Here is a 17,126-nt window from a genome sequence, read left to right on the forward strand (position 1 = left end):
CATCCGTACGCCACACCCGTCGTACGGCCGTTCCAAGGAGTCGCTCCCATGCACAGACCCACCCGTCGCCAGCTCACGATCGCCACCGCGCTGGCCGCCGCCACCGCGGCCGCCCTGACCGCCACCACCGTGGCCGGCGCCTCGGACACCGCGCAGCACGCCCGGCACGCCGTCCAGGGCGGCAAGGCGAAGAACGTCATCCTGCTGATCGGCGACGGTATGGGTGACTCCGAGATCACCCTCGCCCGGGACTACACGGTGGGCGCGGCCGGCCGTCTGAACATGGACCGGTTCCCGCTCACCGGCGCCTACACGACGTACGCGGTGCACGCCGACGGCACCCCCGACTACGTCACCGACTCCGCCGCCAGCGGCACCGGCTGGGCCACCGGCCGCAAGACGGTCAACGGCCGCATCTCCAAGACGCCGGACACGGACAAGGCCGTCCCCACGATCCTGGAGCTGGCGCAGAAGAACGGCTACGCGACCGGCAGCGTCACCACCGCGGAACTCACCGACGCCACCCCGGCGGTGCTCGCCTCGCACGCCACCGACCGTTCCTGCCAGGGACCGGCCGACATGGCCAAGTGCCCCACGGACACCCTCCGGGCCGGCGGCCCCGGCTCCATCGCCGAGCAGTCCGTCAACCACAAGGTGGACGTCCTCTTCGGCGGCGGCAGGCAGCGCTTCGACCAGAAGGTCACCGACGGGAAGTACAAGGGACTGACCGTCACCCAGCAGGCGCAGAAGCTCGGCTACCAGGTCGTCACCGACGCCGCGTCGATGAAGGCGGCGAAGCCGGGCCGGCCGGTCCTCGGCCTGTTCGCCCAGGGCAACGTGCCGGTGGAGTGGACCGGCAAGGCGGCCGCCGTCGGCGGCACCGCCCCGCAGCGGTGCGTGACCTCCAACCCGCAGCGCCCGGCGAGCACGCCGAGCCTGGCCGACTCCGCCACCAAGGCGATCCAGCTCCTGGAGGCCAAGCAGCGGCACGGCCACTCCCAGCAGGGCTTCTTCCTGCAGATCGAGGGCGCCTCGATCGACAAGCAGGACCACGCCGCCGACCCGTGCGGCCAGATCGGTGAGACCGCGGCCTTCGACCGGGCGGTCGAGGTGGCCCGCGACTACGCCGCCAAGCACCCCGACACGCTCGTGGTGACCACCGCCGACCACGGCCACAGCAGCCAGATCGTCCCGGTGGACGCCACCCCGCCCGGGCTGTCCTCCACCCTGGTCACCGACGAGGGCCGGCAGCTGAAGGTCAACTACTCGACCAACACGCCGGGCCAGTCCCAGGAGCACACCGGCACCGAGGTCCGTATCGCCGCCCAGGGACCGCAGGCCTACCGCGTCCTCGGCGTCACCGACCAGACCGACCTGTTCACCACCGTGCGCGAGGCCCTGCGCCTGCGCTGAGTCCCGCGGCCCGTCGGCCGCCCGAGCGGGTGCGGGGAGAGGAGCGACACCTCCTCTCCCCGCACCCCTCAGCGCTTTTCCGGGGCGCGCAGGGCGGGGAAGCCGTGCCTGCGCGCCCCGGCCACGACGAGCAGCACCGGCACCAGCAGGGCCAGCACCGTCCACGGGAAGGAGCCCGGCCCGGCCGCGTCGAGCAGGAGGCCGCCCGCCGCTCCGCCGACGGCCATGAACGAGTTCCAGGTGGTCACCAGCAGGGGCTGCGCCCGGTCGCCGCCGGCCCCGGTCACCGCCGTCTGCAGCAGGGTGGACACCCCGCCCCAGCCCAGGCCCCACAGCACCACCGCCGGGTACACCAGGGCGGCGCCGCCGCCGGGCACGGCCAGCAGCGCGGCGGCCGTCAGGAAGGCCGCGGTGCTCGCCAGCGTCAGCGGCCGCAGCAGGCGGTCGACCAGGGCGCCGGTGACGGCGATGCCCGCCACCGAGGCGACGCCGAGCACCAGCAGGACCGTGTCCCGGGCGCCGCCCATGCCGCGCGCGTCCAGGAACGCGGCGACGTAGGTGTAGAGGATGTTGTGCGCCAGGACGTAGGCGGCGACGACGAACAGCACCGGGACCACTCCGGGCAGCCGCAGCGCCCCCAGCACCGGCTCCCTGGTCCGGGACCGCCGGCCGGGGTGGTCCGGGACCGACACGGCGATCCACCCGGCGAGCCCCGCCGAGACCGCGCTCACCAGGACGAACGTCGCCCGCCAGCCGACCAGGCCGCCCAGCAGGGTGCCGAGGGGGATGCCCAGGGAGAGCGCCAGCGGAACTCCGGCCATGGTGATCGCGATGGCCCGGCCCACCAGGTGCGGGGGCGCCAACCGGCGGGCGTACCCGACGAGTTCGGCCCACACCACGGCGGCGGCGACCCCGGCGGCGGCGCGGACCGCCATGGTCAGCAGGTAGTCGGAGGAGAGCGCGGTCACCGTGTTGGCCACGGCGAAGGTGACGACGGCCGCCAGGACCAGCCGCTTGCGGCGCCAGGCAGCCGTGGCCGCGGTCACGGGCAGCGCCGTCAGGCCGGTGGCGACGGCGTAGACCGTCAGGGTCTGCCCGGCGGCGGACTCGCCGACGGAGAGGCCGCGGGCCATCTCGGGCAGCACACCGGCCGGCAGGGCCTCGGTGACAATGGCCATGAAGGCCGCCGTGGCCAGGGCGAGCAGCGGGGAGAGCGGGAGCCCGCCGCGTTCTTGGCCGGGCGGGGGCGCGGTGGAGGGTCCGGCAGCAGGGACGTCCGTCGGGCGTCCGGGCTCGGACATCTGCGACATCGACATGCCTGTTAGAGTTCAACCTTCACATGTATGTGAGGGTCAACGCGACATGGTGTGAGGTGGGTCACATGCGCATCGGGGAGCTGTCCGACCGCACGGGAACCCCGCGCCGGCTGCTGCGCTACTACGAGGAGCAGGGGCTGCTCACCTCCGAACGCTGCCCGAACGGCTACCGCGACTACGACGAGCGCAGCGTGGACCGCGTGCTCCAGATCAGGGGGCTGCTGGACTCCGGGCTGCCCACCCGGGTCATCAAGCAGATCCTGCCCTGCCTGAAGAAGCCCCGGTCCATCCAGGTCGCCGACGCCACCCCGGAGACGATCGCCACACTGGAGCGCGAGCGCGACCGGATGACGCGGCGGATCGAGTGCCTGGTGCGCAGCCGGGACGCCATCGCCGTGTACGTGGACGCCGTCCTCGCCGAGCAGCGGGGCGCCGCCCCGTCCCCCGCCTGACGGTCTCGTCCGCCGCGCAGCGGGTCACCGCCGTCCGGCACGTGCGGGCGCCGTACGGCCTCGCCCGCCGCGCTCTTCCGCGCCCCCCGCGCACGACCGCGGCCCGCGCGCCCCCGGCCACCCGCGGCGCTCCCCGCCCCGGAGCGTGCCCCGGCTCACGGCACCGACCCGGCCGTCCGGGCAACCACACCTCCGGCTGCTAACGTCTACCAACCTGTAGACGTTCATCTGTCGGACAACCCGACTTCACGAGGATTCCACTCCTGCACCCACGAGCGTTCACCGCGGCGCTCCCGCCCTAGAGAACCTGGCCCGGAGATCCACCTGATGACGACTTCCTCCCCGACCGCCCTTGCGCTCGACGGCGCGTCCATCGACGGCGGCCTCTACACCGACGTCACCGACTTCGCCCGCCACACGCACTGGCTGAACGGGACGGCCGCCGCCTACTCCTCCGTCGGCATGGGCGTCTTCGTGGTCCTGCTGCTGGCGGCCTGGTGGGGCGCCCGGCGGCAGGGGAACTCGGTGATGACCGCCGTACTGGCGACGCCGTTCGCCGTCGTCATCTCCTACGTCGCCAACACCGGCATCAAGGACGTCTTCGAGGAGCCCCGCCCCTGCCGGGCCCTGCCGCACGACTTCCTCATCGAGGCGTGCCCCCCGGTGGACGACTACGCCTTCCCCAGCAACCACACCACGGTCGCCTTCGCCTTCGCGGTCGCGCTGCTGATCGTCAGCCGGTGGCTGGGCTCGATCGCGCTGCTCGCCGCCGTGGCGATGGGCGCCTCGCGGGTCTACGTCGGCGCCCACTACCCGCACGACGTCGCCGTCGGCGCCGTGGTCGGCAGCCTCGTCTCCGTCCTCGTCGTGCTGCTGGCCTTCCGGTTCTGCACCCCGCTGGTGCAGCGCCTGCGGGCGGGGGCGCTGCGCCCGCTGCTCGCCGCTCAGACGCCCTGAGCGTCCTCCCCGGCCGCGTTCCCGGCCCCGGCCCCCGCGGCCGGGGCCGCCGCGTGCCGGGGGTGCGCCGCACCGCCGGGCCGAGCCGTCCCGCCCGTGAGGGCCGCTTCGACGGCGGCCAGGCGGTCGGCCAGCAGGGCGAGGGCGGCGGTCGCGCGGACCAGCGGGTCCTCGGCGGGGCCGCCCAGCGCCCGGCCGCGGGCGTACGCGGCCTTCAGGGCCGCCCAGCGCTCCGCCTGCTCCGCGGTGAGCGTGCCGCGCAGCTCGGCCAGCTTCAGCAGGTTGGCCTCCGCCCCGGTGGCGAGGGTCTGCGCCTCGGCCGTGAAGTGGTCCACGACGACGGCGGCCGCCTCGGCCTCGTTCATGACCGGCCGCAGCCGCTGCGCGATCTTGTTCATGGTGCGGTACGAACCCTGGAGCCGGAACGGCGGCTCGGTGCGCGTCTCCTGCGAGCGGGCGGCGGAGGCGATGTACGCGGCGTTCACCGCGAGGACCGTCTCCCGCGCGGTGAGCAGGTGGCGCAGCACGCCCGTGATCTGCTCCAGCTCGGCCGGGGCGCAGGGGTGCGCGAGCCGGTCCGCGCGGGCCGCGGGGTCCCCCTGCGCCAGCCGGACCAGCAGCTGGAGGTCCTGGCGGTCGCGGCCGGCCAGCGGCGCGAGCACCGGGTTGGCGGTGAGCGCGTTCTCCAGGAAGCTCAGCGCGAAGACGTCCTCCTTGCCGGTGAGCACGTCACCGAGGTTCCACACGTCGGCGCGGTCGGCGAGCATGTCGGGCACGCGGAAGCGCTCGCCGGACTCGGTGTACGGGTTGCCGGTCATGCAGACCGCGAAGCGCTTGCCGCGCAGGTCGTAGGTGCGCGGCTCGCCGTCGCGCACGCCCTCGACGCGGCGGGTGGCGTCGCACAGCGGGATGAACTTCTGCAGCAGCTCGGGTGAGGTGTGCTGGATGTCGTCCAGGTGCAGCAGCGTGTTGTTGCCCGCCGCCAGCGCGAAGTTGATCTTCTCGACCTCCTGGCGGGCGGTGGCGTTCGGGGCCTCGGCCGGGTCGAGCGAGGTGACCGCGTGGCCGAGGGCCGGGCCGCTGACCCGCACCATCATCAGTCCCAGCCGGTCGGCGACGTACTCCATCAGCGTCGTCTTGCCGTAGCCGGGCGGGGAGACGAGCAGCAGCAGACCACCGGTGTCGGTCCGCTTGTCCTGCCCCGCGGTGCCGATCTGGCGGGCCAGGCTGTCGCCGACGAGCGGCAGGTACACCTCGTCGATGAGGCGGTTGCGGACGAAGGCCGCCAGGGAACGCGGGCGGTGCTCGTCCAGCCGGAGCCGCGCGCGCTCGGCCGCCACCAGTTCGGCGCGCCGGCGCTGGTGCGCCCGGAAGGCGGGGACGTCACGGCGCGCGAAGCGGTCCGTGCGGGCCAGGAACTCGTCGAGCCGCAGCGCAAGGGAGCGGCCGTGGATGCGCGGGTGGGTGCCGAGCAGCCCCTCGGCCACGGTCACCGGGGAGGCGTCGCACTCGTAGCGCGGCAGGTCCGCGCACAGCTCGGCGGCCACCGCCTCGGCCAGGTCCCCGGCCGTGACCTCGCTGCCGGTGGAGTCGGCGTACGCCGACAGCCACGCCCCGGCGAGCTGGCGGCGCGCGGCCAGGTCACCGAGCGCGGCCAGGTCCTCGTCGTAGGCCGACCCGCCCACGGTCCGGCGGAACTTGTCCAGCAGGGTGCGGGTGGCGGCGGCGACGGCGAAGCCGTCGGGACCGGTCGTCAGCTCCTCGAAGAGGTACGCGGCGGCGGCGCGCGCCGCCTCCCGAGCGCCGTCCGTGTCCCCGGCGGGGTGCGCGTCCGGCCGCTCGCCGGCGGCCTCCGGGCCGCCCCCGCCGGACGCCCCCGGCCCCCCGCCGGCCGCCCGCGCAAGCCCGGCCCCCCGGTCCTGGGCGCCACCGGTCCCGGCGCCCTCGCCCGGGACGGGCCCCCACCCGTCCGTGCGGGCGGCGGCCCCGGCCGTCCATCCCACGATCGCCTCCGCGAGTTCCTCCTCCAGTTCGGTCACGGCGCCCGCCGCCGCCGGGCCGAACGTGTCTCGGGCCCGGGCCAGGGAGCGGGCCCGCCGGGTCCAGGCGGCGCGGGCGTCCGGCGCGGTGCCGTGCGCCCAGAACAACTGGGCGGCGGCGCGGGCGGCGGGTTCGTGGCGCAGCACGCCCACCCGTTCGTACAGCGGGAGCAGGGCGGTGAGGACGGCCGTGGCGTCGTGGTCGTGGACACCCCGCTCGTACCCCTCGTCGTAGGCCTCCTCGGCGGCCCGGCGGACCAGTCCCGGCAGGTCGTCGGCGGCCGCGAGCGCGGCCGGCCCGTGCTCGCGCAGCAGCCGGGCGGCCAGGTACTCGCCGCGGTAGACCTCCGGCGACTCCGATGGCAGCTGCCGGTCCGCGTACGCGCGCAGCGCGGCGGCGCCCGGGCCGGTGACCGGGGAGCGGTAGTCGGTGCCGGCCAGCGCGAAGGCGAGGCCGTCGCCGTCGGGGACCAGGGTGAGGTCGAGGGGCTGGGTCGTGACGGCGAAGCGGTGGCTGCCCAGGCGGATGGTCCGGCCGCCGTCGTCGTACAGGTCGGTGCGGTCGCGCAGCGCCCGGCCGGCCTCCTGGCGGGCGGCCTTGAGCCGGCCGTCCAGCTCCTCCGCCCGCACCGGATCGCCGATCTCGCGCAGTTCGGCGGCGGTGCGGCGGACCTTGGCGACCATCGGGTCGGAGGCGAAGTAGGTGCTGACCGCGTCGGCGTCGGCGAGGCCGGCCGCGCGCCGGGCGACCGTCAGCAGGATGCGGCCGGCGGCCTCGGCGAGCTGTCCGGCACGGCGGGCGCGGGCGTCCAGGAGTGCCTGCTTGCGGGCGGAGAACGCGTCGTGGACCTCGGTGCGCTTGGTGGTCAGCTCGCCGAGGAAGTCGTCGTACTCGGCGAAGCGGGACTCCAGGTCCTCCAGCCGCGCCAGCGCGCCCGACAGCTGCTCGTCGCACGCCTCGGGGCTGCCGGCGGCGGCCAGCGCGCCGGTGACGGCCTGTCCGAGCAGCGCGAACTCGGCGGCGAACTCGGCGCGGCCCTCGCGTTCGCCCAGTTCCCGGCGGCGGGCGTCGAGGAGGGCGCGGGCACGGTTGACCCCGCCGAGCACCCCGGCGACGTGCTGGAGGACCGAGGTGCGCACGGTGGCGTCGCCGATGTCGAGGCCCGCGACGACCTCGGTGACCGTGCGCAGCGTGCCGGCCAGGTCGTCGAGCCGGGCGGCGACCGGCCGCGCCGCGGCCACGGACTCGATCGCCCCGGCGTCCGCGGCGAGCTGTCCGACCTCCCGGAGGTGGTCGGCGAAGGCGTCCTCGCGGGCGAGGAAGGCCACGGCGCGCTTGCCGAAGGCGGCGAGGTCGCTCTCGGCCCCGGCGGCGAGTTCGTCGATGCGGGCGGTGTCGGCGTAGCGCATCTCCTTCAGGGTGAGCAGGTGCCCCTGGGCCCGGCGCAGTTCGGTCAGGCCGCTCACCCAGGCGGCGGCGCCGCGCGGTGCCTCGCCGCGCAGCCGCCGCACCACGGCGGCGAGCCGTTCGGCGGCCTCCTCGAGCGCCTCGGCCGCCCGCCGGGTCAGCTCCCGCACGGTGCGGAACTCGCCCAGCACCTGCTCGGCGGTGGCCCGTACGGCCTCCAGGGGGGTGCGCAGGTCCCCGAGGCCGGCCTCGCCCAGCCAGTGGTGGGTGTCGGCGGCGCGCACGCAGGCGGCGGCCAGCGCCTCGTAGACCTCCACGGTCGGTGTGGTCTCGGCGACGGCGCGGCTGATGGACAGGCAGTCGGAGATGCCGCGCACCAGGTCGGCGTTGCCGACGCGGGCCAGGGGGCCGGTGCCCGCGGTGGCGGCGGCGTGCGTGTCGGAGACGTACGGGGAGGTCCACCGCTGGGCCGGGTGCACCCGGGCCGGCTCCGGGGCCGTGCCCGCCGCCTCCGCGCGCAGCGCGAGCAGCGCGCCGTCCTCGAACAGCGCCCAGCCGTGGCAGGTCAGCGGGGTCGCGGCCTCCTCGCGGATGGTGTTGTACGACAGCAGCAGGGCGCGCCCCTCGGCGGGCGCGTGGAAGGCGTACAGCACGTCCTCGCCGTAGGGCGAGCGCACCTCGCGCTCGAACTCCAGGCCGCTCGTGTCCAGTTCGTACGTCTTGTGCGCCCCGGTGGCCAGGCAGTAGCCGCCGGGGAAGACGATGCCCTGGTCCTCGGGCAGGCGGCGGCAGGCCCGGCCGATGCCGTCGAGGCGGACGACCGAGCGGGTGAGGGTGTTGAAGACCAGGTGGCGGTGGGCGTCCTCCTTGTAGGGGCGGACGCGCAGCAGGATCAGCGCGCCGACGCGCGCGTGCGCGATCTCGGCGTCGGCGAGCGCCTGCAGCGGCTCGTCCACCGGCTCGCTGTGGACGCCCTCGCCGCTCTCGGTGTCGTCCTCGGTCTTGACGGTGAGGGTGCCGCCGACGGTGGAGACGTAGATCTCGCCGGCGACCGCGACGTGCGGGTGGCGGCCGAGGCGCTGGTCCTCGCGGGTCGCCTCGGTCCAGGTGAAGTCGTGGGCGGGCGGCAGCACGTGGTCGCGTTCGCCGCGCGCGTCGAGGAAGGCGGCCCGCCCGTCACCGGTCAGGTTCCAGCGCAGGACGCGGATGTCACCGGCCTTCTCACCGGTGCGGAAGACGGCCAGCAGCCGCCCCTCCACCCGGTGCAGCCGCAGCAGCCGGGCCTGCCGGTAGTAGCGGTGCAGGGCCGCGAACTCCCGTACGAACGCCGGGTCGTCGAGCAGGCCGGGGACGGCGTCCTCGGGCAGCGGTTCCAGGTCCCGGTCGTACAGGGCGAGGACGTCGCCGACGCGGGGCTCGGGCCGGGTGCCGTCGTCCGGGCCGGCGTGCGCGCCGTTGTACCCGAACAGCAGCCGGTCCCCGACGGCGACGACGTCCCGGGGGACGCTCGGGTGCTCGGTGCGCAGCCGCCCGGTGCCGGTCAGGTCGAGCCGGGTGGCGCCGAACTCCGCGGCCCGGCGGGCGTTGAGCGCTTCGGCGCCGCGGGCCAGCTCCGCGGCCTGCGCGGCCAGCCGGTCGCGCAGCACCTCGTAGGTGCCGCTGTCCACGGCGCCGTACGGACCCGGCTGCTGGGCGGTTGCCATGGACGTGCGTCCCTTCGAAGGCTCGGGATGGTGGGGAGCGCGGGCCCGGCGCAGCCGCCGCCCCCCGTACGGCGGCTGAGCCGGGCCCCCTGGACCGTCAGACCCGGGTGGTGCCGTTGACGGCGAGGGCGGTGACCGGGGTGTCGGCCAGGCCCAGTTCGCCCGCGCGGTCCAGGAGCTGCTGGAACCGGCCGGCGTGCGTGCCGCCGGAGTTCATCAGCTTCATCAGCAGTGCGGACACGGTCAGGTTCTGCACGTCGGCCGTGGAGACCGAGCCGAGGATCCGGCCCAGGTCGTCGGCGAGGCTCGCCGAACCGTCCAGGTAGGGCCCGGCCAGCGCCTGCGCCGTCCCCGAGTGCTCGACGAACCCGTCGACGCCCTTGCCGAGCGAGATCGCGTTCACCAGCCGGTCGAAGAAGACCGAGTCGCCGCCGACGATGTCGATGTCGGCGTTCTCCAGGCCGGTCGCCAGCACCGTGGCCTGCGCCTCGGCGACCTGGCGCTGCACGTCGAGCCCGGCGAGCCGGATCTCCTTCTCCGCCTGGAGGCGCAGCCGGTACTCCTCGTGACCGCGCGAGGCCTCGTCCAGGGCGGCCATCGCCGCAGCCTTCTCGGTCAGGCCCGCCGCCTCCGCCTTCAGCTTCTCGCCGATCGCGGTCGCCTCGGCCAGCGCCTTGGCCTGCGCGCCCTCGGCCTCGGCCCGCAGCCGCGCCTCGGTGCCCTGGGCCTCGGCCCGCATCCGGGCCTGGGTGCCCTCGGCCTCCGCGAGCATCCGGGCCTGCGTGGCCTCGGCCTCCGCGCGCCCGGCCTTCTCGATGACCTCGGCCTCCTTGTCGCGGACCTGCACCGCGGCCAGCCCCTCGGCGGCGGCCTCCGCCTGGATGCCCTCGGCCATCCGCAGCTTGGCGCGGGCCTCCAGGTCGGCGGACTTCAGCCGGGCCTCGGCCAGGGTCAGCGACTCGGCGGCGCGGTGCGTCGCGGCCTGCTCGGCGGCCTCCGCGGCCTTGATGTCCTTGACCAGCTTCTCCTGCGCCTCCGCCTCGGCCGCGATGATGACCGCCTGCCGCTCGCGCTCCGCCTCCTCGACCGCGCGCAGCTTCTTGATGGACTCCTCCTGCTCGGCGACGGTGCGGTCCACCGCGACCCGCTCGCGCACGACCTCGGCGATCTCCCGCTTCTCCGCCTCGACCTCCTTGTCGGCGGAGATCTTCGTCAGCTGGGTCTCGCGCTCGCGGGCGATGACCTCCAGCATGCGGTCCTTCTCGATGCGCTCGTTCTCGACGGCGATGACCCGCTCGCGGTTCTTCGCGGCGACGGCGACCTCGCGGGCCTGGTTCTCTCGCTGCACCCCGAGCTGTTCCTCGGTGCGCAGGAAGGCGCTCTGGGCGCGCAGCCGCTCCTCCTCGACGACCCGGGCGGTCTCGGCCTCCTCGCGGGCCCGGGAGGTCTCGATCTCCCGCTTCTGCTTGATCTCGGCGTCCGCCTGCCGGCGCTCCAGCTCCAGGATGGTCTCGCGCGCGTCGACGTTCTGCCGGGTGATCTCCTTCTCCTCGGTGCGCTGCGCCTCGTTGGTGCGCACGTGCTCGACGGCCGTCAGCTCGGTGATCTTCCGGATGCCCTGCGCGTCGAGGACGTTGGCCGGGTCGAGCTGGGACAGCGGCGTCTGCTCCAGGTAGTCGATCGCCGCGTCCTCCAGGTGGTAGCCGTTGAGGTCGACACCGATCAACTCGATGATGTGGTACCGCAGTTCCTCGCGCTTGGTGTAGAGGTCGGTGAAGTCCATCTGCTTGCCGACGGTCTTCAGCGCCTCGGAGAACTTCGCGTGGAACAGCTCCTGCAGGGTGTCCTGGTGGCTGGCGCGCGCGGTGCCGACGGCCTGGGCGACCTTGATGACGTCCTCGGCGGTCTTGTTGACCTTCACGAAGAACGAGATGCGGATGTCGGCGCGGATGTTGTCCCGGCAGATGAGCCCGTCGCGCCCCGAGCGGGTGATCTCGATGGCCTTCACCGAGATGTCCATCACCTCGGCCTTGTGCAGCACCGGCAGCACGACCTGCCCGGTGAAGGTCACGTCGACCTTGCGGGTCTTGGAGACGATGAGCGCCTTGCCCTGCTCCACCTTGCGGAACAGCCGGGAGAAGGCGAACAGCGCGAGCAGTACGAGAATCAGGATGGCCGCGACGAGCGCGCCGATGACAACCATGGCAAACGTCCCCTGGAGTAACGAAGTTGTGGCGTGCGGGCGGCGACTTCGGACCCGGTCGGCGGGCCCGGTGTCTCGGTGTCAGCTATCGACGCCCGGCCGCCGGTCCCGGTTCCTGCTCCGCGCGCACCGCTTTCCGCGTCCGTTCCCGCGGCGCCCGCCCGCGCCACCGGTTGCGGTGTACGTCCTCGCGTACGGCGGCCGGTTCCGGTGTACGTCCCCCCGTACGGCGGCCGGTTCCGGGGTCCGTTCCCCGCACGAAGCGCGAAGACCGGTCCCGGCTCCGGCACCCGCGTACGAAGACCGGTCCCGGCTCCGGTCCCCCGCGTACGAAGACCGGTTCCGGTGGCCGTTCCCGCGCCCGGCTCGGCCGGTTGCGGGCGGCTGGCGGCCGGCTGTCCCGGCGGTGCGGTCCCGGACGGCCCTCACCTGCGCGGCCCCCCGGCGGCCGTGACGGCCGCGCAGGTGAATCCCCCTCTCCCCCGTTCCTCTCCCCCGTACGGTTCCCGGCGCGGTCCGACGCTGCCGGGTCCCGGCATCGGAAACCGTCCGTAGTGCTCCCCTGGCGCCATCATGCCCGCGTACAGGCGCGTCGCGCATTGCCGGTTCCCGGCAGTCTTCGCCCCTGCCTCCATGCCGGAACCGCACCCGTGGCCGGGCGGAGCACCGCCCTCGTACTGCACGTACTCGGCCGATGCGACGACGCGGCTGGGAGGCACCCCCTGCCCGCCAGATCTCGGGGAGCGGTGCCGGGGCGCGGCCCGGTGAGGGCGTCGGGCGATGCGGCCGGCGGCGGCCGGGAGGACACCGCCGGCGCTCCGCCCCTCGGGCCCCCGCGAGGGACGTCACCGAGGGAGCCGGCGGAGAGGGGTGCGAAGAGGGACGGGGCCGCCCGCCGACGGATGGGTGCGGGCCGCTCGCAGGAGGGTGGCCGCGCCCCGGACGGCCGCCGTGTGCGGGGCCGCCACGGGGACGAGGGGGGTGTGCAGGCGGCCGGTGAGCCGGTGGACGATCTCGGGGCGCAGGGCGCCGCCGCCGGCCAGCAGCGCGCCCCGGCGCAGGGCGTCCGCGGTGAGCGTGGTCCGGTCCTGGCGTTCCATCGCGCTCACCATGGCGGCCACCGCCTCGCCGATCTCCGCCGGGGCGACGGTGTCCAGGTCACCGGTGCCGAGCGCGGTGCGGCGCGCGTCGACGACCGCGCCGTCCGCCAGCAGCACCACCTCGGTGAGCTGGGCGCCGACGTCTACGACGAGCAGCGGCCGGGACAGGTCGGCGCCCGCTCCCAGGGCGACCGCGCGGGCGCCGGGGACGGTCAGGACACCGCGCGGGCGCAGCACCTGCACGGCGGTACGGGCCTGGGCACGGAAGGCGACGCCGTCCAGCACGGGCGCGGTGATCACGACCAGCGGGCGGCCGAAGCGGGGCAGCCGGTGGGCGAGCAGGCGGGACAGCATGCGGGCGGTGCCCGGGGTGTCGACGATCGTGCCCCGCTGGATCGGGTACGCGGCCCCGGCACCGGGGAAGGTCACCGTCGGCACGTCCAGGACCAGGCCCCGGCCGGCCACCCAGACCCGGGTGCGGGCACTGCCCAGGTCGAGGGCGACGCCGAAGCAGGGACGGGGTACCGGCCACGGGAGGCGCACCGGCCACGGCCTGCGGGACAGCGTCACCGGTCCGCCTCCCTGACCTGCTGGCAGCGGGCGCAGTAGCGCGCCTGCGGCACTATCTCCAGGCGCTCGCGCGCGATCGGCCCCCGGCACAGGTGGCAGGCGCCGTAGCTGCCGTCGTCCATGCGCGCGAGGGCCGCCTCCACGTCGGCCAGGACCATCCGGGCGGAGGCGGCGAGCTGGACGCGGACCTCGACCTGTGCGGCGGCCCGCTGCTCGAGCAGGGCGTCCGCGCGGGAGACCGCTGCGGCCGTGATCTGCTGCAACTGCTCCCGCCGGAACAGGCGCTGCTCGTGCAGGTTCTCGCGGAGCGCGGCGAGGTCCTCGGCGGTCAGCGCGCCGGAGTGCGGCGCGCCGGAGGACGGGGTCCGGCGCGGCGGTCGTGTGCCGTGGTCGGCGATGGTCTGGTGGTTCACCGGTTGCCCCCCTCGGGCAGGGCGGGAGACGAGTGCGGGCAGGGCCTGCCGACGGGCGGTCAGACCGCCCCGCGCCGGCAGGCGACGCAGTGGCTGGTGTACGGGAGGATCTCCAGGCGCTCGGCGGGGACCGGTGCGGCGCAGGCCACGCAGGTGCCGTAGGTGCCGTCCTCGATGCGGGCGAAGGCGGCGTCGATCTCCTTGAGCACCCGCCCGATGGCGTCGCGCTGGGCGGACATCAGGTGGTCGTCCGCGCTCTGCCCGCTGTCGGTGAGCGCCTGGAGCTGGACCAGCCGGGTGCCCCGGGCGTGTTCGAGCCGCCGGCGGGCCTCCTCGGCGGTGAGGCGTTCGAGGCGGGGTGCGGTCCGGGTGGCGTCGGAGGGCATGGCGGATCCTTTCTCCGGAGGAGGAGGTGGGGGCGGGGACGGGGCGCGCATTCATCAGCCTGGCGCCTGCGGCGGCCCGCGGCCATCGGTCCCGGAACCCATTTGCGCGGGGTCGCGGGATCCACACCGGGCGGACCGGTCGGACCGGACCGGCGGTCGGGCGGACATGGGTGGGGCGTGCCCCGCGAAATGGGCGCCACGACCCATCGACGCGCCCGCCCGGGAGGCGGCAGGCTCGACGGCGTACGGCACCACGGCACCGCGTCACCATGACGGGCGTGCGTCACCACGACGGGCGTGCGGCACCACGGAAGGCGTACGCCCCTGCCCAGGGCGTACGGCAGGGCAGGGCGACCGGGACAGGGCCGCGGCCCGACCGCGACGTGCGATGGCCGACAGTGGAGGAGTACAGGCCACGTCGGTCGCGTCAGGTGCGCGGGCCGCGTCAGGTGAGGAGGAACGACCCCGGTGTCGCTGTTCTGGCGGATCTTCGGGCTCAACGCCGTGGTGCTCGGTTCGGCGACCGCGCTGCTGCTGTGGGCTCCGGTGACCGTCTCCGTACCGGTCGTGCTGACCGAGGCCGTCATCCTGGTCGGCGGACTCGTCGTCATGCTCGTCGCCAACGCGGCACTGCTGCGCTGGGGCCTGGCCCCGCTGGACCGGCTGACGAAGCTGATGACCACCGTCGACCTGCTGCGGCCGGGCCAGCGGCTGCCCGCCGCGGGCGGCGGCGAGGTCGCCGAGCTGATCCGCACGTTCAACGCCATGCTCGACCGGCTGGAACAGGAGCGCGCCACCAGCAGCGCCCGGGTCCTGCTCGCCCAGGAGGCCGAGCGGCGCCGTATCGCGCAGGAACTGCACGACGAGGTGGGACAGAGCATGACCGCGACCCTGCTGGCGCTCAAGCGGGCGGCCGACCAGGCCGGTCCGCCGCTGCGCGACGAGCTGCACCAGGCCCGGGAGATCACCCGGGAGAGCCTGGACGAGGTGCGCCGGCTGGTGCGCCGGCTGCGGCCCGGTGTCCTGGACGACCTCGGCCTGATCAGCGCGCTGACCTCGCTCACCTCGGACTTCGCCACCCACACCGGCCTGGAGGTCGTACGCCGCTTCGACCCCGGCCTGCCCGCCCTGGAGCCCGAGACGGAACTGGTCCTCTACCGGGTCGCCCAGGAGAGCCTGACCAACGCCGCCCGCCACGCGGAGGCCGAGCGCGTCGAGGTGAGCCTTCGCCGCACCGAGGGCGCCGTGGTGCTGGCCGTCACCGACGACGGCCGCGGCATCAGGACGGCCTGCGAGGGGGCCGGCATCCGCGGGATGCGCGAGCGGGCCCTGCTCATCGGGGCCGCCCTGGACATCGGCGACGCCCCCGGCCCGGTGAGCGGGGCGGGCCCGGCGGCCGACCCGGCAGCCGGCGCCACCGCCCGCCCGGCGGACACCGCACGCCGCCCCGCGAACACCGCCGGGACTGCGGACGCCGCACGCCCGGCCGGTCTCCCGAGCCCGGTGGACGCCCTCGGTCCGGCGCCTGCCGCCGGCCCCGCGAGCGGTCCCGGCACCCGTGTCCGGCTCACCGCGCCCGTCCCCGGAAAGCGACCCTGACCATGCCCGTGCCCCTGCCCGACGACCGGTTTCCCGCGCCCGCGTCCGCGCCCGTGCCCGGCGACCGGCCCGCCCGCCCCCGTACCGGCACCGGCGACGGCCGCGCCCCGGCGACGGCCCCGGCGCCCGTCCGCATCCTGCTCGCCGACGACCACGCGCTGGTCCGGCGCGGCGTGCGGCTCATCCTCGACCAGGAACCGGACCTCGAAGTGGTCGCCGAGGCCGGCGACGGGGCGGAGGCCATCGAGATGGCCCGCACGCACGACGTCGACCTCGCGGTCCTGGACATCGCCATGCCCCGGCTGACCGGTCTCCAGGCCACCCGTGAACTGGCCTCCCTCAAGCCGGACCTGCGCATCCTCATGCTCACGATGCACGACAACGAGCAGTACTTCTTCCAGGCGCTGAAGGCCGGCGCCTGCGGCTACGTGCTGAAGTCGGTCGCCGACCGCGATCTGGTCGCCGCCTGCCGGGCCGCGATGCGCGACGAACCGTTCCTGTACCCGGGCGCGGTGACCGCGCTGATCCGCAACTACCTGGACCGGGTCCGGCACGGCGAGGAGACCCCCGACCAGGTCCTGACCCCCCGCGAGGAGGAGGTCCTCAAGCTGGTGGCGGAGGGCCACTCCTCCAAGGAGATCGCCGCGATCCTGTTCATCAGCGTCAAGACGGTCCAGCGGCACCGCGCCAACCTGCTGCACAAGCTGGGCCTGCGCGACCGCCTCGAACTCACGCGGTACGCCATCCGCGCCGGACTCGTCGAACCCTGACCGCCGCACCGGTGCGCACCCGTCCCGGTACGGCCGGGTGCCGCCACCCCCACGACCACCCGGGACCCCGGCCGCCACTCCCCGGCCGGGGTCCCGGGTACGACCGCCACCGACCCGCCCCCGGGAACGGGTACGAACGACCGCCACCGGCCCCGCCCGCGGAAGCGGGTACGACCGCCACCGACCGGCCCGCAGGAAGGGGAACGGCGCATGCACCGCGTGGCACGCAGCGCCGCCCCGGCGCTCCTCGTCCTGCTGGCGGCCGCCCTGCTGCTCCTGCCGTCCGTGCTCCGGGCCTTCGCGGCGGACGCGCCGGCCACGGCGGACCGGCCGGCCGCCACGACCGCGCACCCCTCCGTGTCCGTCTCCGTCCCGCTCGGCGCGGCGAACGGCACGACCGCCCCCCGCTCCGTCTCCGTCCCGGCCCCCGCCCCACAAACCGGTGCCCCCCGCGACATCCCCGCCCCGCGCACCGGCGACCCTCGCGGCACCGCCGCCCCCGCCCCGCGCACCGGCGGCCCCCGCGGCGACACCTCCCCCCGCGTCACCACCCCCTGCCCCACCGCCTGCGTCCCGCACGCCGGGCCGCGGCCCGAGCCGCAGCGCGAACGTCCCGCCGCACCCGGCCACCCGGCCATCGCCGCCCCCGTCACCGCGGTCCCCGCGCCGGGCCCGGGACGCGCCCCGCCGTCCCGTGCTCCCGCCGCCGTCTGCCCCGCCCCCGCGGTCCCCGGCCGGGACCGCGCCCCGCCCGCATCCTCCGGCACCTGACCCCTCGCTCCACTCACCCCTTCCGT

At 75.5% G+C, this 17,126-nt stretch carries 12 protein-coding genes; 6 read left to right on the forward strand and 6 right to left on the reverse strand.

All coding sequences use genetic code 11. The features are described 5' to 3' along the window. Positions 1 to 48: 48 nt before the first annotated feature. On the forward strand, positions 49 to 1,413 hold the full coding sequence (locus tag ABZ719_RS11340; protein ID WP_366724966.1) for an alkaline phosphatase: 1,365 nt from the start codon (positions 49 to 51) through the stop codon (positions 1,411 to 1,413). A 68-nt stretch (positions 1,414 to 1,481) separates the two neighbouring features. Here ABZ719_RS11340 and ABZ719_RS11345 read toward each other — a convergent pair whose 3' ends face one another. Next, on the reverse strand, positions 1,482 to 2,729 hold the full coding sequence (locus ABZ719_RS11345; protein ID WP_366724967.1) for an MFS transporter: 1,248 nt from the start codon (positions 2,727 to 2,729) through the stop codon (positions 1,482 to 1,484). 65 nt (positions 2,730 to 2,794) lie between these two features. Between ABZ719_RS11345 and ABZ719_RS11350 the strand changes: the two genes are divergently transcribed. Together ABZ719_RS11350 and ABZ719_RS11355 are read left to right on the forward strand one after the other, a co-directional pair. After that, a complete protein-coding gene (locus ABZ719_RS11350) occupies positions 2,795 to 3,181 on the forward strand; it encodes a MerR family transcriptional regulator (RefSeq protein ID WP_366724968.1) in 387 nt (128 codons plus the stop codon). Between the two features lie 327 nt (positions 3,182 to 3,508). Next, positions 3,509 to 4,138 carry a phosphatase PAP2 family protein gene (locus ABZ719_RS11355; RefSeq protein ID WP_366724969.1) on the forward strand — a complete coding sequence of 210 codons (630 nt, stop codon included), beginning with the start codon at positions 3,509 to 3,511 and terminating at the stop codon, positions 4,136 to 4,138. Here ABZ719_RS11355 and ABZ719_RS11360 read toward each other — a convergent pair. The 5 genes from ABZ719_RS11360 to ABZ719_RS11380 form a co-directional block, all read right to left on the reverse strand. Continuing rightward, positions 4,126 to 9,288 carry a DNA repair ATPase gene (locus tag ABZ719_RS11360; RefSeq protein WP_366724970.1) on the reverse strand — a complete coding sequence of 1,721 codons (5,163 nt, stop codon included), beginning with the start codon at positions 9,286 to 9,288 and terminating at the stop codon, positions 4,126 to 4,128. The genes ABZ719_RS11355 and ABZ719_RS11360 overlap by 13 nt on opposite strands. Before the next feature lie 97 nt (positions 9,289 to 9,385). After that, the gene (locus tag ABZ719_RS11365; RefSeq protein ID WP_366724971.1) at positions 9,386 to 11,491 is read right to left on the reverse strand and encodes a flotillin family protein; all 2,106 of its coding nucleotides are present in this window, start codon (positions 11,489 to 11,491) and stop codon (positions 9,386 to 9,388) included. A gap of 845 nt (positions 11,492 to 12,336) precedes the next feature. After that, positions 12,337 to 13,161 carry a rod shape-determining protein gene (locus tag ABZ719_RS11370; protein ID WP_366724972.1) on the reverse strand — a complete coding sequence of 275 codons (825 nt, stop codon included), beginning with the start codon at positions 13,159 to 13,161 and terminating at the stop codon, positions 12,337 to 12,339. Next, the gene (locus ABZ719_RS11375; RefSeq protein ID WP_366725096.1) at positions 13,158 to 13,493 is read right to left on the reverse strand and encodes a TraR/DksA C4-type zinc finger protein; all 336 of its coding nucleotides are present in this window, start codon (positions 13,491 to 13,493) and stop codon (positions 13,158 to 13,160) included. Before ABZ719_RS11375 ends, ABZ719_RS11370 begins: the two co-directional genes overlap by 4 nt. Positions 13,494 to 13,633: 140 nt before the next feature. Then, the gene (locus ABZ719_RS11380) at positions 13,634 to 13,960 is read right to left on the reverse strand and encodes a TraR/DksA C4-type zinc finger protein (protein ID WP_366724973.1); all 327 of its coding nucleotides are present in this window, start codon (positions 13,958 to 13,960) and stop codon (positions 13,634 to 13,636) included. A gap of 468 nt (positions 13,961 to 14,428) precedes the next feature. On the opposite strand from ABZ719_RS11380, the gene ABZ719_RS11385 reads away from it, so the two are divergent. The 3 genes from ABZ719_RS11385 (at position 14,429) to ABZ719_RS11395 (ending at position 17,100) form a co-directional block, all read left to right on the forward strand. Beyond that, entirely contained in the window at positions 14,429 to 15,559 is a 1,131-nt protein-coding gene (locus ABZ719_RS11385; protein ID WP_366724974.1) for a HAMP domain-containing sensor histidine kinase, read from the forward strand. 2 nt (positions 15,560 to 15,561) lie between these two features. After that, on the forward strand, positions 15,562 to 16,329 hold the full coding sequence (locus ABZ719_RS11390; RefSeq protein WP_366724975.1) for a response regulator transcription factor: 768 nt from the start codon (positions 15,562 to 15,564) through the stop codon (positions 16,327 to 16,329). Between the two features lie 210 nt (positions 16,330 to 16,539). Continuing rightward, the gene (locus ABZ719_RS11395) at positions 16,540 to 17,100 is read left to right on the forward strand and encodes a hypothetical protein (protein ID WP_366724976.1); all 561 of its coding nucleotides are present in this window, start codon (positions 16,540 to 16,542) and stop codon (positions 17,098 to 17,100) included. Positions 17,101 to 17,126 lie beyond the last annotated feature (26 nt).

The organism is Streptomyces sp. NPDC006743 (assembly GCF_040703815.1).
Classification (GTDB): domain Bacteria; phylum Actinomycetota; class Actinomycetes; order Streptomycetales; family Streptomycetaceae; genus Streptomyces.